The sequence below is a fragment of the Streptomyces sp. RLA012 genome (assembly GCF_056270325.1).
This window is the reverse complement of the sequence record NZ_JBWDPA010000002.1, coordinates 3,797,847-3,823,067: the sequence shown is the minus strand read 5'-3', so window position 1 is coordinate 3,823,067 and position 25,221 is coordinate 3,797,847. Positions and strand designations below refer to the sequence as shown.

Annotated in this window: 21 protein-coding genes and 3 pseudogenes; 13 read left to right on the top strand and 11 right to left on the bottom strand. The window is 69.0% G+C overall.

The genetic code is table 11. The features are described 5' to 3' along the window. Positions 1–110: 110 nt before the first annotated feature. Both RV986_RS17220 and RV986_RS17215 read left to right on the top strand, forming a co-directional pair. Positions 111–1,217, top strand: a complete 1,107-nt coding sequence (locus RV986_RS17220; RefSeq protein WP_475918250.1) for a ferritin-like domain-containing protein — start codon at positions 111–113, stop codon at positions 1,215–1,217. Positions 1,218–1,237: 20 nt separating this feature from the next. Beyond that, positions 1,238–2,227: pseudogene (locus RV986_RS17215) on the top strand (ADP-ribosylglycohydrolase family protein). A 13-nt stretch (positions 2,228–2,240) separates the two neighbouring features. Here RV986_RS17215 and RV986_RS17210 read toward each other — a convergent pair. The 5 genes from RV986_RS17210 to RV986_RS17190 all read right to left on the bottom strand — a co-directional run bounded on the left by RV986_RS17210 (position 2,241) and on the right by RV986_RS17190 (position 7,629). Next, positions 2,241–3,050 carry a TIGR03943 family putative permease subunit gene (locus RV986_RS17210; RefSeq protein ID WP_475918249.1) on the bottom strand — a complete coding sequence of 270 codons (810 nt, stop codon included), beginning with the start codon at positions 3,048–3,050 and terminating at the stop codon, positions 2,241–2,243. After that, positions 3,047–4,102 (bottom strand): permease, encoded by a 1,056-nt coding sequence (locus RV986_RS17205; protein WP_475918248.1) that lies wholly within the window; start codon positions 4,100–4,102, stop codon positions 3,047–3,049. Before RV986_RS17205 ends, RV986_RS17210 begins: the two co-directional genes overlap by 4 nt. Positions 4,103–4,232: 130 nt before the next feature. After that, positions 4,233–5,690, bottom strand: a complete 1,458-nt coding sequence (locus tag RV986_RS17200; RefSeq protein WP_475918247.1) for a penicillin-binding transpeptidase domain-containing protein — start codon at positions 5,688–5,690, stop codon at positions 4,233–4,235. Beyond that, positions 5,687–7,081 (bottom strand): FtsW/RodA/SpoVE family cell cycle protein, encoded by a 1,395-nt coding sequence (locus RV986_RS17195; RefSeq protein WP_475918246.1) that lies wholly within the window; start codon positions 7,079–7,081, stop codon positions 5,687–5,689. The genes RV986_RS17200 and RV986_RS17195 overlap by 4 nt, the downstream gene beginning before the upstream one ends. An 80-nt stretch (positions 7,082–7,161) precedes the next feature. Continuing rightward, positions 7,162–7,629 (bottom strand): SH3 domain-containing protein, encoded by a 468-nt coding sequence (locus RV986_RS17190; protein WP_475918245.1) that lies wholly within the window; start codon positions 7,627–7,629, stop codon positions 7,162–7,164. 145 nt (positions 7,630–7,774) lie between these two features. On the opposite strand from RV986_RS17190, the pseudogene RV986_RS17185 reads away from it, so the two are divergent. Continuing rightward, positions 7,775–7,918: pseudogene (locus RV986_RS17185) on the top strand (transposase); the annotation flags it as partial. Between the two features lie 213 nt (positions 7,919–8,131). Here RV986_RS17185 and RV986_RS17180 read toward each other — a convergent pair. Beyond that, on the bottom strand, positions 8,132–8,638 hold the full coding sequence (locus RV986_RS17180) for a protein-tyrosine phosphatase family protein (RefSeq protein ID WP_475918244.1): 507 nt from the start codon (positions 8,636–8,638) through the stop codon (positions 8,132–8,134). A gap of 97 nt (positions 8,639–8,735) precedes the next feature. Here RV986_RS17180 and RV986_RS17175 point away from each other — a divergent pair, with 97 nt between their 5' ends. Next, positions 8,736–9,539 (top strand): nuclease-related domain-containing protein, encoded by an 804-nt coding sequence (locus RV986_RS17175; RefSeq protein ID WP_475918243.1) that lies wholly within the window; start codon positions 8,736–8,738, stop codon positions 9,537–9,539. Positions 9,540–9,896: 357 nt separating this feature from the next. On the opposite strand, the gene ligD is transcribed toward RV986_RS17175, so the two are convergent. Beyond that, on the bottom strand, positions 9,897–10,778 hold the full coding sequence (gene ligD / locus RV986_RS17170) for a non-homologous end-joining DNA ligase (protein WP_475918242.1): 882 nt from the start codon (positions 10,776–10,778) through the stop codon (positions 9,897–9,899). Positions 10,779–10,891: 113 nt separating this feature from the next. On the opposite strand from ligD, the gene ku reads away from it, so the two are divergent. The 8 genes and pseudogenes from ku (at position 10,892) to RV986_RS17130 (ending at position 19,583) form a co-directional block, all read left to right on the top strand. Beyond that, a complete protein-coding gene (ku, locus tag RV986_RS17165; protein ID WP_475918241.1) occupies positions 10,892–12,001 on the top strand; it encodes a non-homologous end joining protein Ku in 1,110 nt (369 codons plus the stop codon). 273 nt (positions 12,002–12,274) lie between these two features. Beyond that, on the top strand, positions 12,275–13,024 hold the full coding sequence (locus RV986_RS17160) for a patatin-like phospholipase family protein (RefSeq protein WP_475924303.1): 750 nt from the start codon (positions 12,275–12,277) through the stop codon (positions 13,022–13,024). A gap of 367 nt (positions 13,025–13,391) precedes the next feature. After that, positions 13,392–13,604: a hypothetical protein gene (locus RV986_RS17155; protein ID WP_475924733.1), complete on the top strand. Its 213-nt coding sequence runs from the start codon at positions 13,392–13,394 to the stop codon at positions 13,602–13,604. A 305-nt stretch (positions 13,605–13,909) separates the two neighbouring features. Further along, entirely contained in the window at positions 13,910–14,476 is a 567-nt protein-coding gene (locus tag RV986_RS17150) for a peptidoglycan-binding domain-containing protein (RefSeq protein ID WP_475918240.1), read from the top strand. Between the two features lie 501 nt (positions 14,477–14,977). Then, entirely contained in the window at positions 14,978–15,409 is a 432-nt protein-coding gene (locus RV986_RS17145; protein WP_475918239.1) for a MarR family winged helix-turn-helix transcriptional regulator, read from the top strand. A gap of 79 nt (positions 15,410–15,488) precedes the next feature. Next, positions 15,489–16,252 (top strand): annotated as a pseudogene (locus RV986_RS17140) (transposase). Positions 16,253–17,020: 768 nt separating this feature from the next. Continuing rightward, positions 17,021–17,857, top strand: a complete 837-nt coding sequence (gene snpA, locus RV986_RS17135; RefSeq protein ID WP_475918238.1) for a snapalysin — start codon at positions 17,021–17,023, stop codon at positions 17,855–17,857. Between the two features lie 251 nt (positions 17,858–18,108). Further along, positions 18,109–19,583 (top strand): IS3 family transposase gene (locus tag RV986_RS17130; RefSeq protein ID WP_475918237.1). Its coding sequence is split into 2 segments (ribosomal slippage): positions 18,109–18,457 and positions 18,457–19,583, totalling 1,476 coding nucleotides; the frame shifts between segments, so codons are not numbered across the junction. Here the strand turns inward: RV986_RS17130 and RV986_RS17125 are convergent. Together RV986_RS17125 and RV986_RS17120 are read right to left on the bottom strand one after the other, a co-directional pair. Further along, a complete protein-coding gene (locus tag RV986_RS17125) occupies positions 19,528–19,941 on the bottom strand; it encodes a hypothetical protein (protein ID WP_475918236.1) in 414 nt (137 codons plus the stop codon). The two genes, RV986_RS17130 and RV986_RS17125, sit on opposite strands and share 56 nt — an antisense overlap. Before the next feature lie 28 nt (positions 19,942–19,969). Continuing rightward, positions 19,970–20,866, bottom strand: a complete 897-nt coding sequence (locus tag RV986_RS17120) for a YecA family protein (protein ID WP_475918235.1) — start codon at positions 20,864–20,866, stop codon at positions 19,970–19,972. A gap of 394 nt (positions 20,867–21,260) precedes the next feature. Between RV986_RS17120 and recD2 the strand changes: the two genes are divergently transcribed. Then, a complete protein-coding gene (gene recD2 / locus RV986_RS17115; protein WP_475918234.1) occupies positions 21,261–23,579 on the top strand; it encodes an SF1B family DNA helicase RecD2 in 2,319 nt (772 codons plus the stop codon). A gap of 237 nt (positions 23,580–23,816) precedes the next feature. Here the strand turns inward: recD2 and RV986_RS17110 are convergent, their stop codons facing one another. Both RV986_RS17110 and RV986_RS17105 read right to left on the bottom strand, forming a co-directional pair. After that, positions 23,817–24,539: a nucleotidyl transferase AbiEii/AbiGii toxin family protein gene (locus tag RV986_RS17110; protein WP_475918233.1), complete on the bottom strand. Its 723-nt coding sequence runs from the start codon at positions 24,537–24,539 to the stop codon at positions 23,817–23,819. Then, complete coding sequence (locus RV986_RS17105; RefSeq protein WP_475918232.1) at positions 24,539–24,859, bottom strand: hypothetical protein; 321 nt, start codon at positions 24,857–24,859, stop codon at positions 24,539–24,541. Before RV986_RS17105 ends, RV986_RS17110 begins: the two co-directional genes overlap by 1 nt. Positions 24,860–25,221 lie beyond the last annotated feature (362 nt).

Below are 25,221 nucleotides of genomic sequence, written 5' to 3'. Positions count from 1 at the left end.
TACAAGGGTTACCGGCGGTCACCACTTATGAGACTGCTTGTCAGCAAGCCCGTCAATCCCTTGCGCGCGACTTGTTGACGACGCGTCTACCACGTGTGAGCCTGCGATGTATGCCGACGTATGAGCTGTACGCCAAGGACCCGGGAGACCCCCTCTGGCAGATACCGGCCACGGGGACGGCACGCTTCACCTGGGAGTACGACGACGGCCGCGACCGACTGCTCGCCCTGTACCAGAAGGGCAAGGACAAACAGTGGGACGGCCAAAAACGAATCGACTGGACCCTCGAAGTCGATCCCCACGACCCACTCGGCACCCCCGACGAGTCGATGACCCTCTACGGAACCCCGCACTGGGCGAAGATGACCGACCGGGACAAGGGCGAACTGCGCAAGCACTACGCGTCCTGGCAGTTCAGCCAGTTCCTGCACGGCGAACAGGGGGCCATGGTCTGCGCGGCGCGCATAGTCGAGTCGGTCCCCGACCTGGACGCGAAGTTCTACTCGGCCACGCAGACGATGGACGAGGCCCGCCACGCCGAGATCTACGCCCGTTTCCTGCAGGAGAAGATCGGCATGCTGTACCCGATCAACGACAACCTGCGGTCCCTCCTCGACGACACCCTCCGCGACTCCCGCTGGGACATGCCGTACCTCGGAATGCAGGTCCTGATAGAGGGCCTGGCCCTGGCCGCCTTCGGCATGATCAGGGACACCACCGACAAGCCCCTCCCCAAACAGATCCTCGCCTACGTCATGCAGGACGAGGCCCGCCACGTAGCCTTCGGCCGCATGGCCCTGCGCGACTACTACACGCAACTATCCGACGCGGAACTGCGCGAACGCGAGGAATTCGTCATCGAGGGCTGTTACTTGATGCGGGACAGACTCCGCGGCGTGGAGGTCCTGGAAAACTTCGGCATCCCGAAATCGGAGGCCGAGGAATACAGCGAACAGTCCGAATTCCTGCGCCTCTTCCGCCAGTTGTTGTTCAGCCGCATCGTTCCGTGCGTCAAGGACATCGGCCTGTGGGGCAAACGCCTCCAGGAGGCGTACGTCGACATGGGCGTGTTCGAGATGGGCGACTCCAACCTCGACCTGCTGATGGCGCAGGACGAGGAGATCGCGGAACGGCTGGACGCGGAACGATTCGCGACGGAGGAGAAGGAACGGGTGGCGGAGGTGGAGGAGATGATCGAGAAGGGCACGGACTTGTAAGACGAAACGCCAGAAACGGCCTGCCCAAACACGCGTGCGCCGGCCCACCCCGACCGGCATGCTCACACCATGACACCCGCCCCGAACCCCCATCTCACCCCACGCGCCCTGGCCCGCCGCAGCCTGGAGGGCCTGGCCCTGGGCGACGCCTTCGGCGAACGCTGGTTCCCCCTCTTCCGGGACCGCCCCCAGGCGTACGAGGAGATCCGCGCCCGGCGCACCCCCGAGGAACCGGACTGGCACTGGACGGATGACACGGCCATGGCTCTCGGCATCCTCCGTGTCCTCGACGAACACGGCGAGATCCGGCAACCGGAACTGGCCCAGGCCTTCGCCCTCGGCTACGACGCCGACCCGGCCCGGGGCTACGGCTACGGCATGCACCAACTGCTCCCACGTCTCCTCCAGGAGCCGGACCGCTGGTCGGAACTGGCGCGCGGCCTGTTCGACGGCGAGGGCAGCCTCGGCAACGGCGCGGCGATGCGGGTGGCGCCGCTGGGGGCCTGGTTCCACGAGAGCCTCCCGCTCGTGGCCGAACAGGCGAGGCTCTCGGCCGAGGTGACCCACGCCCACCCGGAGGGTATCGCGGGCGCGGTGGCGGTGGCCGTCGCGGCTGTCGACCCGTCGGGACCTGAATATCGGCACGGTGGTGGAGGCCACGCCCGACAGCGCCGTACGCGAGGGGCTGCGGCGCGCCGCGAGCCTGCCCTTCACGACCGAGCCCTGGAAGGCCGCGGACATCCTCGGCAACGGATGGGGGTCCCCCTGCTCGAGCGAAGCCGAGAGCTTGGGGGAGGGTCCGCGCCGACGACACCGTCCCCTTCGCCGTCTGGTGCGCCACCCGGCACCCCGACGACCTGACCTCCGCCCTCTGGACCACGGCCGAGGGCTTCGGCGACGTCGACACGACCTGTGCCATCACGGGCGGCATCGTGGGCGCCCGTACGGGAGTGGGGCACGTACCCGAGGAATGGCTGAGCCGCCGCGAGGCGGTACCCGGCGCCGCCTAGGCCGACCTCGCCCTCAGTTGTTCCAGCTCTCGTCGTACGGGTCGTGCGGGGTCGGGACCGGTTTGGCCGCGGTGACGTCGAGGAACGGGATGCGGCCGTCGTTGACGGGGTCCTTGGTCTGTTTCGCGGTGTAGGTGCCGGTGACCTGGAGCCAGGTGTCGGGCTGCAGGACGGGCGGGAGGTGGCCGGTCAGACCGATCTTGACCGGCTGCGCGTCGGCGGCGCAGCAGTTGAGGGCCATCCGGACCAGATACGGGGTGCCGTCCTTGGCGAGGGCGAGGAAGCCGGTGACTTCGAGCCGCCGGTGGCCCAGCGTGCGGCCGTGGTCGTAGGCGGCGCGGCCGGCGTAGTCGACGACGCCGAGGGGCAACGGGTCGGTGGCCGGGAGGGACGGGTAGGCGAGGGGCGCCTGCAGGGCCGTACCGGCGTGCATGGCGCTGTAGGAGCCGAGCGCGGGCGGGGCGACGAGGATGAGGGCGAACAGCGGCAGGACGAGAAGCCAGGCGATACGAGGCTCACGATGGACGTGCCCATGCCCATCTCCACCCCCAGCCGCAGCTTCACCTCCAGCTTCACCCACAGCCCCAGCTTCACCCGCAGCCCCAGCCCCAGCCCCGGCCTCATGGTGCCCCTCACCCGGGGGCCGAGCCCGCCGCTCGTACCACACGGTCGCCAGCGCGGCGAGGATCAGCACGACCCCGGCCGCGAGCAGCAACGGCCGCAGCCCGGCCTTCACATAGCGCAGATACAGATCGGTGAACCCGGCGTGCAGCACCGCCGCGCCGGTGAGGAACAGGACCGCCGCCTGTGCCTGCCGGTTCACAGCAGTACCGTCCCGACGAGGACCGAGCCGAGGACGGCCAGGACGAAGGTGGCGGGCGCGAACCGCAGGGCGAAGCCGCGGCCGAAGGTGCCTGCCTGCATGGCGAAGAGTTTCAGGTCGATCATGGGTCCCACCACGAGGAAGGCAAGTCGCGCGGTCAGCGAGAACTGGGTCAGGGAGGACACGACGAACGCGTCGGCCTCGGAGCAGATGGAGAGCAGCACCGCGAGGACCGCCAGGGCGAGGATCGCCACCACCGGGTTGGCGGCCGCGGCGTGCAGCCAGGTCGCCGGTACGACGGCCTTGAGCGTGGCCGCCGCCATCGCCCCGATGACGAGGAACCCGCCGGCGTGCATCACGTCGTGCCGTACGGAGTCCCAGAACGCGGCCCCCTTGCCGAGCCCCTCGTGGGAGGGCCGGGCCGGCGGCCGCAGCCAGTCCGCGCGGCCCACCCGCTGCCACAGCCACCCCATCGCGCAGGCCACCAGCAGACTCGCCACGAACCGGGCGAGCACCATCTCGGGGTTGCGGGGAAACGCGACGGCGGTGGCCGTCAGCACGATCGGGTTGATGGCGGGGGCCGACAGCAGGAACGCCAGCGCCGCCGCGGGGGTGACCCCCCGCCGTACCAGCGCCCCGGCCACCGGCACGGACGCGCACTCGCAGCCGGGCAGTACCGCCCCGGCCATCCCTGCGACGGGCACGGCCAGCGCGGGCCGCTTCGGCAGGGCCCGGGCGAAGAAGGTCGGCGGGACGAACACCGCGATGACCGCCGACAGCAGCACGCCGAGGACGAGGAAGGGCAGGGCCTGGACGACCACCGCGACGAACACGGTCATCCAGCTCTGCATCACCGGCGCGGACAGCGCCCGGCGGATCGGTCCCTGCGCCAGCAGCAGCACGAGCAGCAGCATGATCAGGACGAGCGGCGAGCTGAAGTGCCAGCCCTGCGCAGCCTCCGCCGGGTCTCGTGGACGGTTCGGTTCGCCGAGGCCGCCGTCGTCCGCGTCGTGGTGACCGACCCCCGGCGGGGCCGCTTTGGTGATGCTCACGGGCGAGGTACCTCCGGCATGGCAGGGGTGGGGCGTCGTCGATGGGGTCCCCTCCCCATCAGTACGGCGATTCGGACCGGAGTGCTCATTCCCGGAGTGAGGAAACCGTCCCAGAACAAGGGGAACCGTCTCAGAACCCGAGCACCGCCTCCATCACCGCCTTGGCGATCGGCGCCGCGTCCCCGCCGCCGCTGATGTCCCCACGGCGGGCCGCCGCGTCCTCGACGACGACCGCGACCGCCACCGCGGGCTCCATGGAACCGTCCGCCTGGGCCCAGGAGATGAACCAGGCGTACGGCAGTCCGAGGTTGTCGATGCCGTGCTGAGCCGTCCCGGTCTTGCCGCCGACGGTCGCACCGGGAATCGCGGCGTTCGTGCCGGTGCCCTCCGTCACCACGTCCGTCATCAGCTCGCGCATCCGTGCGGCGGTCGCCGGGTTCATCGCCTGGTGGAGGGTGCTCGGGCCGGTCGTCGACACGGTGATGTCGCTGCGCGAGGTCGTCTTCTCCACGAGGTACGGCGACTTGACGGACCCGCCGCCCGCGACGGCCGCCGAGATCATCGCCATCTGGAGGGGGGTGGCCCGGGTGTTGAACTGGCCGATGGAGGAGAGCGCCAGCTGCGCCTTGTCGAGCGTGGTGTCGAAGTTGCTGGGGACCACGGAGAACGGGATCCGCAACCCCCGGTCGTTGAAGCCGAAGTCCGTCGCCGTCCGGGTCATGTCACGCAGTCCCACGTCAACGCCCAGCTTGGCGAAGACGGTGTTGCAGGACCACTCGAAGGCGTACCGCAGGGAGGCGTCCTCGCAGCCGTCCACCTCGTTCGTCAGCCGGGTCGTGGTGCCGGGCAGCCGGTACGGGTCCGGGGACGTGGTCGAGGCGTCGAGGTCCGTCACCACCCCCGCCTCCAGCGCCGCCGCGGCCGTCACCGCCTTGAACGTCGAGCCCGGCGGATAGGTCTGCCGGATCGCCCGGTTGAGCATCGGCTTGTCCGCGGCCGCGTTCAGCCGCCGCCACGCGTCCGTCACCGCCGTGCTCGTCCCGGACAGCGCGGCGGGGTCGTACGACGGTGTGGAGACCAGCGCCAGGATCTTCCCCGTGGCCGGCTGGATGGCGGCCACCGCGCCGCGCCGCGAGCCCAGACCCCGGTAGGCGGCCCGTTGCGCGGCCGGGTCGAGCGTCGTGACGACCTTGCCGCCGGGGCTGCGGTCGCGTGTGGTGTCGTTCCACAGGCGGAGCGGGGCGAGGAGCGGGTCGCTGCCGGAGAGGATGCCGTCCTCGGAGTTCTCCAGGAACGTGCTCCCGTACACCTGTGAGGCGAAGCCGGTGACGGGCGCGTACAACGGGCCGTCCGCGTACGTCCGCTCGTAGCGGAGCTGTTCGCCGGTGTCCTTGGAACCGGTGACCGGCCGGCCGTCGACGAGGATGTCTCCGCGCGGCTGGCCGTAACGGGCGATCGTCTGGCGGCGGTTGGCCGGATTGTCGTCGTACGCCCCGGCCTGGAAGACCTGGACGCGGGCGGCGTTGACGAGGAGGGCCAGCAGCAGCACGAGGCAGAGGAGGGCGGCTCTCCTGATGTACTTGGTCACGGCGCCGCCGTCCCGTCGTACTGGCTGCGCGCCGAGTCGCTGATCCGGATCAGCAGCGCCACGATGATCCAGTTGGTGACGACGGAGGAGCCGCCCTGGGCGAGGAACGGCATCGCCATGCCGGTCAGCGGGATCAGACCGGTCACACCGCCCGCGATCACGAAGACCTGGAGCGCCACGATCGAGGCGAGGCCGATGGCGAGCAGTCGTCCGAAGGGGTCGCGCAGGGCGAGGCCCGCACGGTAGCCGCGCTCCACGAGGAGGCCGTAGAGGAGGAAGATCGCGGCGAGGCCGAAGAGGCCCAGTTCCTCGCCCGCGGTGGCGAGGATGAAGTCCGATTTGGCGGCGAAGCCGATGAGGATGGAGTGGCCGAGGCCGAGTCCGGTGCCGAGCATGCCGCCGGCGGCGAACGCGAAGAGGGACTGGGCGAGTTGGTTCGGCCCCTGGCCCGCGTCGATCGACGCGAACGGGTGCAGCCAGTCCTGCACCCGGCTGTGGACATGCGGTTCCAGCCAGCCGACGGCCACCGCGCCCACGCAGGCGAGCAGCAGGCCGACCGCGATCCAGCCGGTGCGGCCGGTGGCGACGTACAGCAGGATCACGAAGAGGCCGAAGAACAGCAAGGAGGTGCCGAGGTCCCGCTCCAGGACCAGTACCAGCACGCTCAGCAGCCAGATCGCCACGATCGGGCCGAGGACGCGGCCGGTGGGCAGCTGCAGTCGTTTGAACCGCAAGATGGGCCGGCCCGCGTAGGCGAGCGCGTTGCGGTTGGCGGCGAGATAGCCGGCGAAGAAGACCGCGAGCAGTACCTTCGCGAACTCGCCCGGCTGGATGGAGAATCCGGCGATCCGGATCCAGATCCGGGCGCCGTTCACGGCGGGGAACAGGATCGGCAGGACCAGCAGGGCGAGGGCGGCGACGACCGAGACATAGGTGTAGCGCTGCAGGACGCGGTGGTCGCGCAGGAGGAGTACGGCCGCGATGAAGAGCCCGACGCCGAGCGTCGACCAGACGAGCTGGATGGTGGCGGCCTGGTCACTCGGGGTCTCCAGGTCGAGGCGGTAGATCAGCACCAGGCCCAGGCCGTTGAGCAGGACGGCGATCGGCAGCAGCAGCGGATCGGCGTACGGCGCCCGCAGCCGTACCGCGACATGCGCGAGCAGCGCGAGCACCCCGAGCCCGGCGCCGTAACCGGCGGCGCCGGGCGGAACGGTGCCGTGCCGGGCGAGTCCGACCGCGCAGTAGCCGTACACGGACAGGAGCACGGCGATGAAGAGGAGGGAGAACTCGATGCCACGGCGCCGGGGCAGGCGTACGGCGGGAGCGGGTGGGTCCGCTGCCACGGTCCTTCGCTGCGTTCGGGGAATTCCAGGCATTCCGGGCTGGATCATGTCCGGAACGTAGCAAGCGGTGAACCTGATGTCCCGTTATGTGGTGACAAACAGTCTGTTCTGGTGTGTGCGTCCGGGCGTCAGCACCAGCGTGGGGACGGTCCGATGGTGGCGATGTGGCGCGCCGCGCCCCAGGCCCAGGTGCCGTCCGTGAGCAGATACCAGAGCGGGTCGCCGCCGACGAACTCTCCCGGCGTCTTGCAGAAGATGCCGACCAGCTCGCCGTACCCCGCGATGCGGATGATCCGGCTGCCGCGGTCCGGGCTCGTGTGCAGGGCGAGGCCGTTGGGGGAGGTGATCCGGCCCTCGTAGAGGGGGTCGAGGCCGTCGTCATTGAACGGTCCTTCGTCGAACAGTCCGTCGTCGCCGTCGTCCCGGTTGATGTTGCTGCCGATCTTGTTGCTGTTGCTGTTGCTGTTGCTGCTGCCGCGGCCGGAGTCCCGGTCTGCGTCGGCGAGGGCGAGGGCGGGGGTGGCGCCGGCGACCGCGATGAGCGTGCCGGCGGCGAGCGCTATCCCGGTGCGGGCGAGGGTGTGACGCAGGGACATGGGGGCTCCTCCAGGAAGGTGGCGAACCTGACTAATCGCCACATTAGGAGCGAGGTCGGACGACCGCAGGCCGCACTGCGCCATCGGGGACGCCAGGGCGTCTCACGCCGCATGCCCTGGCCCGGTGCGGCAGCCGGGTCAGGTACCCCGCCCCCGCATTCCCGGACCACGGACACGATCCGTGCCGCCGAGACGTGGCGCGAACGCGGGAGGCCAGCGTGCCCGACACCGTTCGGGGCACGCGGCTGAGCATGAGTCTTGGCAACAGGACTCACTGCCGCTCAGTCTCCAGGAACGGTCACTGCTCTCCTGCGTCCGGGCCGGCCTCGTCCCGGGGCCATGGGGACGGCTCGGTGTGCGAGGTCGGCGTGAAATCGACAAAAACGACGCCGTACACCTCATTCGCCTTATTCGCCGAGAAATCCTTTTTATTCATACATTTGTGCAAGTTTATTCACATATCTGTGCAAGCGGGTGTGCCGGGGAGACCGACCCCCGGTGGCTACTCCGCCAGCTCCTCCAGGAGGCGGGCCGTGGGCAGGCCGGCGCGCAGGTACTCCACGAACAGCTCGTTGTGCAGAGCCCAGGGAGAGCGACGGCTCCGTATCAGCCGGATCGCCTCGTCGAAGGTGTGCCCGGCCAGGACGAGCGCGTGCGCGACGACGAGCCCCGAGCGGTTGTAGCCGTGATAACAGCGCACGAGGACCCGGCGCCCGTCCTCCAGCGCGTCGTCCGCGGCCCGCGCGAGACGGATCACGCCCGCGAGCTGCGTCCCGTCCAGGGGCCCGTCCGGGATCGGCCACACGTGATGCTCGACACCCGGGTCGGGACCGTGCCCAGGCAGCCGCAGCAGCGTCAGGACGAGGTCGAACTCATCCCGTACGACGGCGAACTCCGGCTCTCCGGTACGCCCCGCGAACGCGTGCCCGCCCATCCACAGACCAGGCACGATCTCGCTCCACGGGCTGCCCGGAGCGGGCACATCGGGTTGTTTTCTGCGAGTCCGCAACGGCGCCTCCCACAACTCCCCCAGCTCTTCCCAAAGGTAACCGGGTTCTTGCCCCTGGAGCACCCCGCCTGTTCCCATGGTCGTGGGGTGATGGTGCATGAACGGACTGCGCGTCATACCGATCTGGCGCCACGGACAGGAGCGCCTGTACGTGTGCCTGACCGACGGGAGGAACATCGCCTGGTACGACCGTGAGGCAGCGCGCGTCAATCTGCTCAGCGAGGACCGGCGGGAGGACGTGCTCGACGCGCTCGGCCCCTTCCTGACCGGCCCGGTGACCGTGGGGCCACCGCCGGTACCCACCCCGGCGGAACTGGCCCGCCTGGCCCTCCACCCGGACGACGACCTCGCGCCGAACCGGCCCGGCGAGGCGCTGATGATCGACCTCGACCGCGACCCGGGCCCCACGCACCGCCTGCGCCCCGATCCGCGACGCAGGGCCCTCACGGCCGAACAGACGGTCGGCGAGGCACTGGACCAAATGGAGGGCGCGGGCTGGCACACCCTCCATTCGATCCCCCTCCCCGGCGGCGACCGCATCCACCACCTGCTGATCGGCCCCGGTGGCCTCTTCGCCCTCCGCGCGCTGTACGCCCGCAAGCAGCGGGTTCTCGTCGCCGACCCCATGGTCACCGTCGGCCGCCGCGAGCCGCATCCGCTGCTGCGCCGCGTCCGCGCCGACGCCGACCGGGCCTCGTACGCCCTGACCGCCGAGGTCCACCCCGTCCTGGCCCTGGCGGCCCCCGCCGACCTCGACGTCCTGTCCCCGCTCCGCGAGGCCCGCGTCCTCCGGCACACCGACCTGACCTCGCTGGCCCGGCTGGGCGGCATCCTGAAACCGGCCGACGTCGAGGCGCTCCACGCGATGGCCCGCGACCGGCACACATGGCTGAAGGTATGACTTTCGCGCCTTGCCGACCTTGCCGACCTTGCCTGTCTTGCACGTCTTGATGCGGCTACGGGTGGCAGGGCGCCGCCGGCACAGCCGTCCCGTACCTCATCACCCACCCCCGGCCGCGTTCCTTCAGCCCGTCCGGCGTTCGAGGACGAGGCCGAAGGCCGTACCCCACCCACCCCGCTCACCCACCCGCCCCCGGCTCGCGTTCCTCCAGCCGGTCCGGCGTTTGAGGCCGAGGCCGTCCCGGCCGATGCGGGGGTCTGGGGGCGGAGCCCCCAGGTACGGGATGATGGGGGTCCCCCCTGCTCGAGCGAAGCCGAGAGCTTGGGGGAGGGTAGGGGCGGCGGGGGCGAAAGACCCCTACGGCAAGTCATGCGCACGGCCAGGATCCAGCAGCGGCCCCAAAAGATCCCCGTACCGCTCCACCCGCGCAGCGACATCGTCGGCGAAGAACACCAGCCGATCAGGCCCGGCACAGTCCGCGACCTCCTCCCAGGTAACGGGCGCCGACACCATCGGCGAGGACCGCGCCCGCAGTGTGTACGGCGTCGCGGTCGTCTTCCGCGCGGCGTTCTGACTGTGGTCGACGAACACCTTCCCGGGCCGCAGACTCTTGGTCATCCGATGCGTGACCAGCGCCGGAAGCGCCCGCTCCGCCTCCACGGCCAGCCCCCTCGCGTACCCGCTGACGTCCTTCGACGGCACCGGCACCAGCGCCGCCAGCAGATGCAGCCCCTTCGACCCGGACGTCTTCACATACGCCTCGATCCCGTCCGCCTCCAACCGCCCCCGCAGCCACAGAGCGACCTCGCAGCACTCGACAACCGTCGCCGGCGCCCCCGGATCGAGGTCGAACACGATCCGGTCGGCCTCACCGGGCGCCCCCGCCTGCCACTGGGGCGTGTGGAACTCGGTGACGAGGTTCGCCGCCCACATGAGCGAGGCGAGGTCCTGGACCAGGACCATCCGGGCGGGGCCCTCGGTCCGGGGGACCTCGGCGGTCTGGACCCAGTCGGGTGTGCCGGGCGGCACGTTCTTGGTGAAGAAGACCTGCCCGTCCGGCCCGTCGGGGTAGCGGAGGAAGGAGACCGGCCGGTTGTGGAGGTGTGCCAGCAGGGGGCCCGCGACCGTCGCGTAGTAGTGCAGCACCTCGCCCTTGGTGAAGCCGGTCGCGGGGTACAGGACCTTCTCCAGATGGGTGAGCGCGAGCCGCCGCCCCTCCACCTCGGTGATCGGCGTCATGGAACGAGCGTGGCACCGGATGGAACGAGCGGGGCACGAGACCTGCGGATGTGATGTCGGGAACATCCGTTTAGCCTGGCTTTCAACCGAACTTCGTCAGGAGGGAGCTGCCCGTGCGATCCATCTGGAACGGCGCCATCTCCTTCGGCCTGGTCAGCATCCCGATCAAGCTCGTGAACGCGACGGAGAGCCACTCGATCTCCTTCCGCCAGGTCCACCTGGACGACGGCGGCCGCATCCGGTACCGCAAGTTCTGCGAAGTCGAGGACCGCGAGGTCACCACCGGCGAGATCGGCAAGGCGTACGAGGACGCGGACGGCGCACTGATCCCGATCACGGACGAGGACCTGGCCTCGCTGCCGATCCCGACCGCCAGGACGATCGAGATCGTGGCCTTCGTACCGGCCGAGAAGATCGACCCGCTCCAGATGGACACGGCGTACTACCTGTCCGTGAACGGTGTCCCCGCCACCAAGCCGTACGTCCTGCTGCGCGAGGCACTCAAACGCAGCCAGAAGGTCGCCATCGCCAAGTTCGCGCTGCGCGGGCGGGAGCGGCTCGGCATGCTGCGCGTGGTGGACGACGTGATCGCCATGCACGGGCTGCTCTGGCCGGACGAGATCCGCGCCACGGACGAGGTCGCCCCGGACGCGAGCGTGACCGTCCGCGACAAGGAACTCGACCTGGCCGACGCCCTCATGGACACCCTCGGCGAGGTGGAACTCGACGAACTGCACGACGACTACCGCGAGGCCCTCGAAGAACTCATCGCCGCCAAGGCCTCCGGCGAACTCGCACCCGCACCCCCCGCCGGGGAGAAGCCCGCCGGCAAGGTGCTCGACCTGATGGCCGCCCTGGAGAAGAGTGTGCGCGCGGCCAAGGAGTCCCGGGGCGAGGCGACCGCCGAGGAGGAACCGGGCGAAGCCGCCGAGGTCACCCCGCTGCCGGCCCGCAAGTCGGCCCGTACGGCTCCCAAGGAGGTCGGCGGCAAGAAGTCCACGTCGACCGCGAGGAAGACGACGCCGAAGAAAACGACGCCGAAGCCGACGGGCCGGACGACCGCCAAGACGGCGACCACCAAGGCTGCGACCGCAAAGACGGTGACCACCAGGACGGCGGCCAAGCAGACGGCGGCCGCGGCCAAGAAGACGACCGCCAAGAAAGCGACCACGAAGAAGGCGACAGCCCAAAAGGCCACTCCCCGCAAGCGCGCATCGGCCTGACCACCCCGTACGACTCACGGCATACGACTCACGGCATACAAACTCACGACTCACGACAAACGACTCACGACAAACGACTCACCCCGGGCGGGATGAGCCCGTGGTGGAGGGTGAGCAGGAACGGGGACTACTCCCCGAGCGGAGACGGCGCTGGTGTCGGGCGGTGGCGGCCTGACCGCGCACGCATGGCAGGTCGGCATGCCGGCGGGACTGGCCGAGGCAGGGGTGGACCTCGGCGGTGCGGATGTGCTCGCCGGTACGTAGGCCGGCTCGCTGCGCGCGGTGGAACTGGCCGCGGGGGCGGCGCCGGCCGATCTGTACGCGGTACAGGTCGCGCGGACGCGGGCCATGCTGGAGGTGGACTTCACCTTCGCCATGACGGTCAAGTACCTGTGGGCTGCACTCGGTTCGCGCGATCCGGGGACGGTGGTCAAGCGCCTGGGCAGGCTGGCGCTGAGCGTGCGCGATGTGTCGGAGACCGAGGTCTTCGAGGCGATCGGTCCCCAACTGCCGGTTCAGGAGTGGCCCAAGAGGCCGGTACGGCTGTTCGCGGTGGACGCGCTCACCGGCGAGCCGACCGGCTTCAGCGCCGACAGCGGCGTCGACCTGGTGCGGGCGATGTCGGCGAGCTGCGCGCTGCCACCGCTGTTCCCGCCGATCACGATCGGGGCGGGGCGCTGGATGGACGGGGGCGTGCGCTCCACGACCAACGCCGACCCGGTGCACGACTGCCGACGGGTCGTCGTGCCGGCCCCGATTCCCAACGTACCGGGCGCGACCCCGAACGCCTCCGACCAGGTGGCCGCGCTCGCGGCAGACGGCGCCCGGGCCGCGCTGCTGGTTCCGGACCGAGCGGCCCGCCGCGCGTTCGGCCGCAATCCCTTGGACGCGTCCCGCATTCCCGGCGCGGCCCGATCGGGACTGCGGCAGGCGGCCGAGCCCGCCGAACAGATCCGCGCCATCGGGCACGGCACGCCGCCGACGGAAACGACGCTCACGACGGGCGATCATTCGGCCGGGTGAATCAGCTCAATCACGAAGGACGCGCCAGAGCCGATCTCGACCGCGGCTCACTCATCCCTTTCATCTCCCTCATCGCTCTCGCGGGCCTCGGCTGACGGTCGGCAGGATTCGATCAACCGGATGCCGAGAGGGAACAGGGAGGCCGAGAGGGAACAGGGAGGCCGAGAGGGAACAGGGAGGCCGAGAGGGAACAGGGAGGCCGAGAGAGGGCGGGGAGAACGGGGAGGGGGAGAGCGGCCCGCTCGGGGTGCAGCCACCTGCACCGTCGATCCGGTAGGGCGCTCCATGGTTCCCACAAGCGGGCGACGGCATTGTTGAATCCAACGGATCCCAGAGATTCACAGTCCCCATCCGGAAGGAAGCTCCCATGACGTCGCAGCCGCCCTCAACGGCGAGCACCACTATGACTACGGACGACCTGACCGAGCTCCCCGGCGAGAGCGCCCTCGCCCCGCTGCTCGCCGCCTGGGATCTGGCGCACCCCACCGTCGCCGACCCCGAGTGGCGGCACCTTCTGGACGAGATCGCCCACCCCCGCACCACCCGCGCGTTCCACCGCCTGGCCATGGCCGCAGCTTGACCCCGTACATCCGCCCAGGCCCGCCCGCACCGACCGCAACCGACACAACGGCCCCAACACAAGAGGCCCCGGATCCCTCCGGGGCCTCTCGCCTGTGCGCACCCGCCGGGATGCGAACGCCTCAACAGGTTCGGGACCGCCGAGCGGGAAGAGCGCTCCACGCGCTGAAGAAACGCTCCGTGCGCCAGTGTTCGCGCTCTGTCCTTCAGTGGAGTTCCTGGCTCAGTGTGACAGGTCCAAGAGAAAGCCGGACAAACGGAATGGATAATCCCCATATCTGGAGAGTTCGGCGATTAGGGGGAGGCGTGAAAATATCGCGCTTGATGCGCCAGGCTGTAATTCCGATTCTGGCCGTGATGTTGGTTGGGGGTGCCGGAGTTGCCGCAGCGGCACCGGCAGCGTCCAGCGACAGTGAGTACAAGATCACTCTTGAAATGAGTGAGTGTGACCTCATGGCAGTGGGCGTCACCGGCACGTGCATCCGTAGCCTGCAAACCTGGATGAACATCGCCGACGGGGCGAACCTCGTTGTCGACGGAGTGTTCGGCTCCGGCACAAAAAAGGCTGTCATCCACTTCCAGCGGCGCTTCGGCCTGACACCTGACGGCGTATTCGGCGACAATAGCCGAAACGCCCTCAAGGGCTGGTACTACGACATGATCCAGAACAGTGTGCCCACGCCGCGGCCGGGAGGCAGTGCGGCAGTCCCGCTGGACACAGGCAAGGCTGAGGAAGGGCTCAACAGTGGGATGGGGTACACGGTCGTCACGGCGATTGCCTGCGGGGGTGTCAGCGTGCTGGCAGGCTTTTTGACGACTCCCGCCGGCGGCTTCGGAGCTGGTCTCGCCTGCGACATCCTTCTCGACGACTGACGGAAGCGCGCGAAGAGAACGAAGGGAACGAAGGGAACGAAGGAAATAGCGATGGGCTGAACGCTGTCTGCGTGCTCGCACAAGGTGTGTCTCAGGTGTGTCGCGAACAGTAAGGGAAAGCCGGAAGGAGCGGGAGTCGGTGACATCGGCTCCCGCTCTCCCATGTCGGTATCCGCCCAGCCCGGCCCGGCAGGATTCGAACCTGCGCACACGGCTCCGGGGCCTTCACGGTCCGGAGTTCGGCGTCCGCCTCCCGCTCCCCGGGGTCGTGCGGGACACCAGCGATCCGACCGGGCAGGCGGGGTTCGGAGCCACCGTCCCCGTGCCCGACCAGCGAAAACACGGCGATCGCGCCCGGAAGGGCAACAGCTTCTCGACGCTCACCATCGCCTCCCCCTGTGGGTCGCCTGCGCAAGCCGCTGACCCGTCGGGGCTGAGATCCAGGTCACATTGACGATCGGCTCACCTCGATTCCATAATACGGTTATGCATAACAGGGTTATGGATTCCGGTAGCTCCGGTGAAGAGCTCGTCGTCGCCTTGGAGCAGCTGGTGCGGTACGTGCGCCAGGTCAGCACGGCCGGGGGTCTGAGCGCGGCGGCCTCGTCCGTGTTGGGCCGCCTCGGCCGCGAGGGACCCCAGCGGCTGACCGAGCTGGCACGCGCGGAGGGCGTCTCCCAGCCCGCAATGACACAGCTGGTCACGCGTATGGAACGCGACGGACTGGTACGCCGCATCGCGAGCACCGACGATCGGCGAGGCGTGCTGGTCGAAGCGACCGACGCCGGAGCCGAAGTCGTCAGAGCGCGGCGCGCCGAGCGTGCACAGGCTCTGCGCAAGCTGATGGACCGGCTTGATCCGCAGGAGGAGTCCGCGGTGGTCATCGCCCTCCCCGCGCTCGCCCGATTGGTCCAGGCCGAGCTGTCCAAGTGACCGCCGGGGGGCCTCCCCCTGAGTGGTGGACACGCTGATACTGGATCTGCTTGATCCGGAGGAAGCGAGAAGACCGCCGATGGCGATGAAGGACTACTCGGACGAGTTCAAGGCCGATGCCGTGGCCCTGTACGAGTCCACACCCGGGGCGATCTACAAGAGCATCGCTGCTGACCTGGGCGTCAACCGGGCGACCCTGCGTGAGTGGGTGCTGCGGGACCGCGAACGCCGTGGCATCACCGCCGCGATTGCGAAGCCGGGCGCCCGGCCTCGGGAGGCGGTGCCGTCCGCCGATCCGGACGAGCGGGTGCGGCAGTTGGAGGCCCGGGTGGCCGAGCTCGAGGCAAGTGAGCGCAAGCTCGCAACCGAGCGGGACATCCTCCGCAAGGCGGCCAAGTATTTCGCCGGAGAGACGAACTGGTGAGGAGCCGCTTCCAGTTCGTTGACGACCATCGGAACACCTACGAGGTGAAGCGGCTCTGCCAAGTCCTGGACGTCAACCGGTCCAGCTACTACAAGTGGCTCGCCGGCGCCGAGGCCCGGGCCACCCGGCAGCGGGAGGACCGGATCCTGGCCGAGGAGATCCGCGAGGTCCACGGTGAGTCCGGCGGCGCGGTCGGCACCAGCGCCGACAACGCGGCCTGCGAAAGCTTCCACGCCTCCCTGAAACGCGAGACCCTCCAGGGTGCCCACGACTACGGCGACTCCGATACCTGCCGCAGGACCGTCTTCGCCTGGCTGACCCGCTACAACACCCGCCGCCGGCACTCCGCCAACGGCCACCTCAGCCCCAACGAATACGAACACCGACACCACACCGCTAAACTCACGCTCGCCGCGTGATCAATAACCGCGTGCCCACCTTCACGGGGGAAGGCCCCCCGGCGGTTAGCTGCTTTCGGGCGTCAGCCCGGCTACTGCCTACGCCCGGACATGCGCCTGGTTCGTGTGGCTGACGACAGCCTGGCCCTCATCGTTCCGAAGCCGCTGGGTGCGGCGGACACGCTGCTGGAGGCGGGCGAGGGGTCGACCAACCTCTTCCTGTGCCGCTCGCCGGGCTGCACGGCGGGCCCGGCTTCCATCCTGATCAGGACTGAGCGGTGGCGACTCAGTGGTGAGGGGCTCTGCCCTGCGCCGAGGGTGCCTCTCTAGGGGGGGGGCGACTCGGGGCCAGTGGGGCGCAAAAGAAGCGGAAGCCGATTATTTCGTGACGTCAGTCACAGCACTCCGCGAATCAACCGGTGCACTTAGTAGATGCGTCATGGCGTACATCTGAGCATTTGTCCGTCTTGACCTGGATGTGGATTCTGCGGTGCGTGTCGGAATTCTGCCCGGGCGAGCCGCACGCTCACTGCCGTGCGCTGTAAGGCTTCTGACGCCGCGACAGCTTTTCCTCCTGTTGCCGTGTGTGGACCGGGGGCCCGCGCACCACCCTGGCGAGGTCCTGGGACCTACGAAGCGACGTAGTGGTGGGACCCATTGCGTGCCTTGTCGAGCGGTTCTAAGAATGTCGACCCACAGGACGTCGCTGCAGTTCGGAACCGGTGTTCACGCCGAGTCGACCGCGCGCTGTGGCGCTCGGCGTCACCGAGTGAGTAGGAGCCCCCCCACATGAAGTGGTCCCGAATGTCTCCGAGATTCCTCGCCCTCGCTCTCGGCCTGGGTCTGGCCTCCAGCGCGCTGGCCGTGGCGGTGCCGGCGAGCGCCCAGTCGGCCGTCACCCCCTCTGATTCCGGCGATACCTCCGTGGCGGGGTACGACGGGTCGGCCGCGGAGGCCGCGAACAACAAGGCGTTCTTCGAGGCTGTGCTCAAGTCGGTCGCCGAGAAGAGCGCCGCCCAGCCCAGCGGGCAGGCGGTGACCCTCCACTACGACGCCTCCAAGGCGCCGAGCTTCCGTTCGCAGATATCGAGCGCGGCCGAGATCTGGAACAGCTCCGAGTCCAACGTCAAGCTCGAGGAAGCTTCGAGCGGTTCGAGCAGCGCCGACTTCTCCTACTCCGAGGGCAACGACCCGCGCGGGTCCCACGCCTCCACCGATGGCCACGGAAGCGGCCAGATCTTGCTCGACTACACCCAGATCCAGCAGAACGACTCGATCCGCGTCGTCACCCACGAGACCGGGCACGTCTTGGGCCTGCCGGACAACTACAGCGGGCCGTGCAGTGAGCTGATGTCGGGTGGTGGCCCCGGCCCGTCCTGCACCAACCGCTACCCCAACGCCACCGAGCGTGCGCGTGTCGACGAGCTGTGGGCCGGCGGAGGCGCGCAGGCCCCGGGTACGGGGAACCAGTCCTCTGGCGGCCCGAGTGCTGCACCGTCGGCACCGTCCGTGGCTCCGGGTACGGGGAACCAGTCCGCTGGTCGCCCGAGCGCTGCATGGCCGGCATGGCCCGTGGGGCCGGGTCAGGGTCCGTGGCGTCCGCACCACCGCACGCTCTGGAACTGATCGCGTTCCCAAACGGGAAGCAGCTCGCTGTCGAGGACGGCGGGTGCTGAGATGCTCTGGTCCCCTCGCCACTGACTCGCACCCGCCAACCCTCACACCCCCGACGACGCAATAGCGAGTGAAGGGGTCCTCGCGCAAAAGGATCAATAGGCTCGTTCAGCCACCTGCAGGCCAGTACCCCCCCTCTCTGTCAAAGTGACTCAAGCCAGGCATACTGGATGATTCATTGAGTCGAGGGCGGAGAAGGAGGAGTGCCCGTAGTGGCCAGCACCAACGACCACGGGGCCCCGGATCCGCAGGTGACACCCCGGTCGACCGGGCAGCGGCGGTACTCGGCGGAGTACAAGGCGAGGATCCTGGCCGAGTACGAGACGCTCGACAAGCAGGGCAAGGGTGCCCTGCTGCGGCGGGAGGGTCTGTACTCGTCGCTGATCACGAACTGGCGCCAGCAGCGGGACAACGGCGCGAAGGCGGCGCTCGCCGCCCCTGCGGGCCGGCCGAAGGCGGATCCCAGAGAGAAGGAGATCGCCCGGCTCGAAGCCGAAAATGCCAGGCTCCGCAGCGAGTTGGGCAAGGCCCGCACCGTCATTGAGGTGCAGGGAAAACTCTCCGCGCTGCTGGATCAACTCGCCACGGGCAGCGACGGGACGACGGGCGAGAAGCCGTGACGGCAGCGGGAGGGGTCTTCGAGGCCGCCCGCGCCAAGGCCCTGGAATCGCTGTCGTTGCTGGTGGGACGGGTGCAGGCGTGCGCCGCGCTCGGCCTGAGCCGGGCGACCTGGTATCGGCACCACCGCAGGTCCCCGGCTCCGGTGCGGCAGAAGCGGGAGCGCAAGCGGCATCCGCGGGCTCTGACAGAGACGGAGGAGGCGAAGGTCCTGGCCGTGCTGCGCTCGGCCGAGTTCGTCGACATGGCGCCTGCCGAGATCTGCGCGGTGCTGCTGGACCGCGGCATCTACCTGTGCTCGGAGGCGACGATGTACCGGATCCTGCGCAAGCACGGCGAGGTCCGCGAACGGCGCCGGCAGGCCACGCATCCGCCGCGCAAGAAGCCCGAGCTGATCGCCACCGCACCCAACCGGGTGTGGTCGTGGGACATCACGAAGCTGAAGGGCCCGGTCAAGGGCAGCTATTTCTGCCTCTACACGATCATCGACATCTACAGCCGCTACACGGTCGGCTGGATGGTCGCCGCCTCGGAGAACAAGGAGCTGGCCGAGCAGTTCCTGTCCTCGACGATCGCCAAGTACCCCGTCCGGCAAGGCAAGTTGACGATCCACTCGGATCGCGGTTCGCCGATGATCGCCCACAACGTCGCGCAGATGCTGAACAACCTGGGTGTCACCAAGTCGCACTCTCGGCCCAAGACGTCCAACGACAATCCGTACTCGGAGAGTCAGTACAAGACCCTCAAATACCGGCACGACTTTCCCGGGCGGTTCGGCTGCATCGAGGACGCCCGCGCCTGGTGCACCGGTTTCTTCGACTGGTACAACCTCGCCCACCGGCACTCCGGAATAGCCATGCATACCCCCTTCGACGTGCACTTCGGCCTCGCCGACCAGCTCCGCGAGATGCGCGCCGACGTCCTCACGAGCGTCTACCGCCAGCACCCCGAACGATTCGTCCGCGGGGCACCCGAACCACCGAAACTCCCCGAGGCCGCCTGGATCAACAAGCCCGCCGACCTCCGACACGACGATCAAACGATCCCGGCACAGGGATAGAACGATCTACCTGCCTTGATCGCGTTGACAGGCTCCGTGGTGCCCAGCGGCGGAATGCCTCGATCCACTCGAAACCCTGGGGTGGAGGGTCGGGCAGGGGCAGGTCCAGCAAGCCGATCGCCTGCCAGTGTGCGCCGTGGCGGCACAGCGCCACCACTCCAGTTCCGGGACGCAGATCGAGGTCCTCCACCACTACGTCCACGCCCAGCACCCGGGTGTTGAAGGGCAGCGCGAGCCGGTCGGTGAGGACCGCGTGGAACCCGGCCAGTTCCTCATCTTCGCTGTATGCGTCGACCGTGGCCTCCTCGACCATCGTGTCGAGGTCCCGCTCCGGTATCGCGCCCACCAGCAGCCCCACTCTCCGCAAGTGCCTTCCCACCATGGCGTCAGTTCTTCGTGGGTGCACCGCAGCACTTCTTGTACTTGCGGCCCGAGTCGCACCAGCACGGACCGTTGCGCGCCGGCGGCCACAACAGGACACGCTCGGGATGTCCCGTCAGGGCGTACCACTCGCCGAAGGAACGCCGGGTCTCCGCCGCGTCCGCGTCACGGGCTTGCCGGCGTGTGTACGCCTCGAACTCGGCGAGGGTGGCGCTGACCATACGGACATGGGCGGCACCTGCCTCGCTGTACGCGTGCGCTTCGCGCTGCAGCCGCTCCGCGTAGGTGTCGTAGTCGTCGCCGTAGTGGGCGGTCGACTCCGGCCAGCGGGCGCGGACGGCGGTGAAGTCCTCGCGGACCCAGCGCAGCACGATCCCGTCGAACGCCTCCCCGTCCTCGGGCACGTCCACCGACGGCCCCTGTGACAGCGTCTCCAGCAGTCCCTCCCGGAACTGCGCAAAGGCGGCGTTCGCCTCTGCTTCTGCGGCGAGATCGTCCTCGTCAAGCTCGATTCCCAACTCGCCACGCAGGAAGCCGCGGTCGATGAGCAGCCCGTGCCGGTACTCGACCACCTGCGGGCTGTCGCCGTCCGCGCTGACGTGGTCTAGGCCCGCCTGGCACCACTCAAGTGCCTTCTCGTACCGCCCGGCCTCAGTCAGCGCCTCGACCATGTCGTCGATGACCCGAAGTCGCGCCGTCCCGGCGCGTTCGGTATCGAGGCGAGCCCGTAGGATTTCTTGGGCGTGCTCGGCCTCCGCCGCGCGGCCCAGCGCGTACAGCTGGTCGACGATGCCGACGTGGGCGTCGAGACGGTACTCGCCGTCGCATGCGGCGGCGCGCCGGAACAGAGACAGCGCCGCCTCGGCATCGCCGTGTCGGACTGTGAGCCATCCGGCGTCCACCAGCGCCCGTGGCTCCTCCGGATCATCGGCGTGCTCATCCGCCCAGCTTTCGCACGCGGCGGCGGACGGCTCTCCCCGTTGGGCGCCAAGGAAGGCTTCGTAAGCGGTTGGTGGGGCATCGGGGACAGCGAGTCCGGTCACAGGGAAACCCTACCGAGAAGCAATGCGTCCCGGTGCGTGCGGCAGCCCTCGTAGAACATGCGCTCGCCTTGTCCGGCCCACGTGCCAGTCGCCGTCGTCTGTACGGCGGCCCCGGTCGTGGGTGATGTCACTCGTGGGGGAGGGGATCCTTCAAGCGCGCGACAGACGGCTGTCCGGGGACGCATGCTGACCTTGCCGTATCCCGGCGGCGCCACATGATCCGCAGCCGTACGTACCCCTGGAGATGGTGCGCGTGCCCGACCAAGTGCCCCTGGACGCCTCGGAAGTCATCGACGGCGTGGTCGACCACCTGCTGCACGTCAGCTTCGACGAGCGCACGGTACTGCGGCTGACCGCCACAACGGGCGGTGAGGAAAGCATCACGGCCCTCGGCAAGGCGCTCTTTGGGGTGCGGCCCGGGGAGAGCCTGCGGCTGCACGGAGCCTGGGTCCACCATCCGCGCCACGGGCGGCAGTTCAGAGCCGAGCGGTGCGAGCGCACGATGCCTGCGGACGAGCGGGCGATCCGCCTCTATCTCGCCTCGGGCATGATCCGCGGGATCGGGCCGATTCTCGCCTCGGCGATCGTGGACGCCTTCGGCGAGCAGACCCTGAAGGTCATCGACGCCGAACCGCAGCGGCTCCTTGAGGTGCACGGGATCGGGCAGGTCCGGCTGGGCCGGATCACGGCGGCCTGGCAGGAGCAGAAGGCCATCGCCGAGATCATGGTGTTCCTGCAGGGCCTTCAGATCACTCCGGCGCTCGCAGTGAAGATCTACACGGTGTACGCCGATACCGACGACGATCCGATGCACGTCGTCCGCCGTACCCCCTACCGGTTGTGCCGGGATGTGCGAGGCGTCGGCTTTGTCAACGCCGACAAGATCGCCCTCGCCGTCGGCATCCCCAAGCACAGCGACGCACGCCTCCAGGCCGCGCTCTTGCATGAACTCGACCAAGCCGGAGCGAGCGGCCACTGCCACCAGCCAGTGCGCGTTCTGATCGCCCGTACCCGTCAGCTGCTGACCGATGACGATCCGGCGACCGAGGAGATCCTCGACGACGTGGTCCTGCGCCACGCGCTGGAGACGCTGCGCGGGCAGGGCGAGGTGATCACGGAGACGTTGCCGCTACCTGTGCTGGATGGCACTGACACCGTGGCCGATACCGAGATCGCCATGCTGGCGCACCGGCACCGGGATGAGGCACAACTGGCCTTCCACGTATGGCGCCTGCTCGGCTCCACCTCCTCGCTGGCAGAACTCGCTCCGTGGGCCGGGCGTCTGACTGCGCTGAGGGGCCCGGAGACGGCCGGGCTGACCGACGAGCAGCACCAGGCGATCCTGACCGCCCTGATCCGTCCGCTCTCGGTCCTGACAGGCGGACCGGGCTGCGGCAAGACCCATACTCTGCGCACCCTGGTTGAGATCGCCGACGCCGCCGGTGCGGTTGTCGCGCTGGCCGCTCCGACCGGGAAGGCCGCCAAACGCCTGGAGGAGACCTGCGGGCAGGCATCGATGACCGTGCACCGGTTGATCAGACCGCCCGACGGCGACTCCCTCTTCGATCACGCCGGCGTTCTGGAGACCGCCGACCTGGTGGTCATCGACGAGGCATCGATGCTCGACCTGGCCCTGGCCCGCCGGCTCTTCGCCGCCGTTCGGAACGGCTGCCACCTTCTGCTTGTCGGCGACATCGACCAGCTTCCCAGCATCGGGGCCGGCCGCGTGCTGCGCGACCTCCTCGATGTCGAGGACATCCCGCGTACCCGGCTCACCAAAGTCTTTCGCCAGCACGACGACAGCGCCGCGATCGTCGTCAACGCCCACCGCATCCTGCGCGGTGAACTGCCGGGGGAGGACCCCAAGGTCTTCTGGAATCGTCCCGTACCCTCCGCCGAGGAAACCGCCCGGCGAGTGGTGGACCTGGTCTGTGAGCTCATGCCGAAGCACCTCGGGGCCCGTCCGGAGGACATCCAGGTCCTGTGCCCTGGCAAGAAGAACGTCGCCGGGATGACCGACCTCAACCTGCGCCTCCAGGAGCGCCTCAACCCTCCTGCCGACGACAAGCCCCAGCACTATCACGGTGGGGCTGCCTTCAGGCTCGGCGATCGCGTGCAGCAGGTCCGCAACAACCCCCACCGCGGCGAAGCCGGAATCTTCAACGGCAGCGGCGGCACCATCACGGCTGTAGATGTCGAAGCCCACCAGCTCATTGTCACCTTCCACGACGGCGAGGCGGCCACGTACCCCTTCACCGACCTCGATGAACTGGTCCACGCCTACGCGCTGACCGTCCACCGCGCCCAGGGCAGCGAATACCCCTACGTCATCGTCCCCATGATCAGCGCGGCCGGGATGATGCTGCTCCAGCGCAACCTGCTCTACACCGCCGTCACCCGCGCCCGCAACGGAGCCATGCTCATCGGCCAGAGCGAAGCCGTCGAACGCGCGATCGCCAACAACCGCACCCAGCGCCGCAACACCGCCCTCACTCATCGCATCCATCACGCCGAGGCCGCCGTTCCGGCACTACGCGCTCACACACCGAACGGCCAACTCACGTGGGACTGAACGGAGGCGGGCCCGTCCCCAGGCTGCACAGCGGCCTTGACCGAGAGGCTCCACTGCTCGACACATACGATGGAGGGCAGGGCCCTTCCAGCCCGCTGGGAGTTCTCCCCATTCGGGAGGCGGGGCGGGATCGAGCATCATGGCCCGGACGGGAACTCAGCTCCTGCGTCGGCCCCCTGGCCGTGATGGCCCGGGGCAGGGGGGCGGTGGTTTGGTACCGGTGGCCGGATTCCGCCGTTAGGGCTGCTGCGAGGCGGGGGAAGAGGTTGCCGACGTGTCGGCTCGCTGCTCGGGGGGTTGCTCCTCCCCAGGTGTGGTCAGTTGGCGTTGCCAGTCGGCGAACCGCGCCCGCAGGGACGCGGCTTCGGCAGCGTCGAGACAGTAGGCGGCGAACTGCTTGTCGGTGTAGCGCTGGATGCGGGCGAGTGAGTCGGCGAACATGTGTGGGTCGAAGCCGTCGTCGTTCTGCCTGGCCAGTTCCATCAGGCGTTCGCGGGTGTACCCGGCTCTGAGGAGCCCGTCGACGTCGATGGCGTCGCGGACCTCGGCCCGGCCGTCCAGGGCGCTGGTCTTCCCGGCGGCGACGTCGTCGGGGTGCAGGACCGGGCCGAGCTCGGAAGACACGGGCGGGTGGTTGAGGAACTCGGCGACGAGTTCCACCTTGTTCTGGATGCCGCTGCTGGGGTCGGTGACGTTCAGCCGCGTGTAGGTGTGCTCGGAGTTCTGGTGGGCCAGTTCCACGGTGAAGCCCGCAGCCTCGTAGGCGGCGATGACGCGCTCGGTGGCCGCGGGCATCTCCGTGGTCGCCCGGTTGATCGGAGCAAAGAGGTCGACGTCGTCGCTGACTCGGTTGACGATCTGGTGGGCCTGGACGGCGTAGCCGTCTGCCAGGGCGTAGCCGAAGTCGTCGGCGAGTGCGTCGAGCCCGATGCGGATCAGTCGGCGGTGCAGCTCGTCCACTATGCCGCGGCTGCCGCAGTTGCGAGCTCGGGGAAGCGGGCTTGCCAGGCCGCGCGGACGGGGACGGGCAGGAACAGGTCCGCCCAGTGTCGGCGCAGGAGCTCGGCATTCAGGTGTGAGTGCAGGTCGGTCGGGGACTGGGCTTCCCGGATGACGCGCTCGTACATGAGCAGCAGGTCGGCCTCGTCAGCGAGGTCGTACTCGTAGGCCGGGCCCCAGTCGATGTGCCGGGGCAGCGTCATGGCGCGGGAGGTCGGCCCGACCAGCTCGTCGAGTGACTCCGGAAGCGCGTAGATCCTGGCGGCGGCGTACCTGCTCATATGCCCAGCAGGCCGCAACTTGTGGCGTCGTGGTACCGACTCTTGCATCCGCTGCGACGAAGGGCTGCTCTCGTGGCGAGCACTGGCCCGCGAAAATGAAACGGCCTGATTCTCCGTGTGTTCGTAGACCGTCACTATTGGCAAACATACAGGTCACGGCAGGTGTCCTACGGTGCTGGCTCCGCCTTGTGCCGTTTCCGTCCCGCACATGTCCCGTGCGAGGCGACTTCGCGGGATCGGATATTTGGGATTCCATCGGTCCGGCACCATAAAGTTGCAGGTCATAGCCCTGTCGGGCCGAGTGGTCATCGCCGAGTAGGCCGTGTGCGTTTTGGCATGCACAAGAAAGGCGCTGAACCGCG

What these genes read in the sequence shown, in the direction of transcription:
- RV986_RS17220 (WP_475918250.1), top strand. Translation starts at nt 111, where the DNA reads ATGCCGACGTATGAGCTGTACGCCAAGGACCCGGGAGACCCCCTCTGG.
- snpA (WP_475918238.1), top strand. Translation starts at nt 17,021, where the DNA reads ATGAAGTGGTCCCGAATGTCTCCGAGATTCCTCGCCCTCGCTCTCGGC.
- ligD (WP_475918242.1), bottom strand. Translation starts at nt 10,778, where the DNA reads ATGACGCCGATCACCGAGGTGGAGGGGCGGCGGCTCGCGCTCACCCAT.
- RV986_RS17175 (WP_475918243.1), top strand. Translation starts at nt 8,736, where the DNA reads ATGAACGGACTGCGCGTCATACCGATCTGGCGCCACGGACAGGAGCGC.
- RV986_RS17195 (WP_475918246.1), bottom strand. Translation starts at nt 7,081, where the DNA reads ATGATCCAGCCCGGAATGCCTGGAATTCCCCGAACGCAGCGAAGGACC.
- RV986_RS17190 (WP_475918245.1), bottom strand. Translation starts at nt 7,629, where the DNA reads ATGTCCCTGCGTCACACCCTCGCCCGCACCGGGATAGCGCTCGCCGCC.
- RV986_RS17145 (WP_475918239.1), top strand. Translation starts at nt 14,978, where the DNA reads ATGGATTCCGGTAGCTCCGGTGAAGAGCTCGTCGTCGCCTTGGAGCAG.
- RV986_RS17155 (WP_475924733.1), top strand. Translation starts at nt 13,392, where the DNA reads ATGACGTCGCAGCCGCCCTCAACGGCGAGCACCACTATGACTACGGAC.
- RV986_RS17105 (WP_475918232.1), bottom strand. Translation starts at nt 24,859, where the DNA reads ATGAGCAGGTACGCCGCCGCCAGGATCTACGCGCTTCCGGAGTCACTC.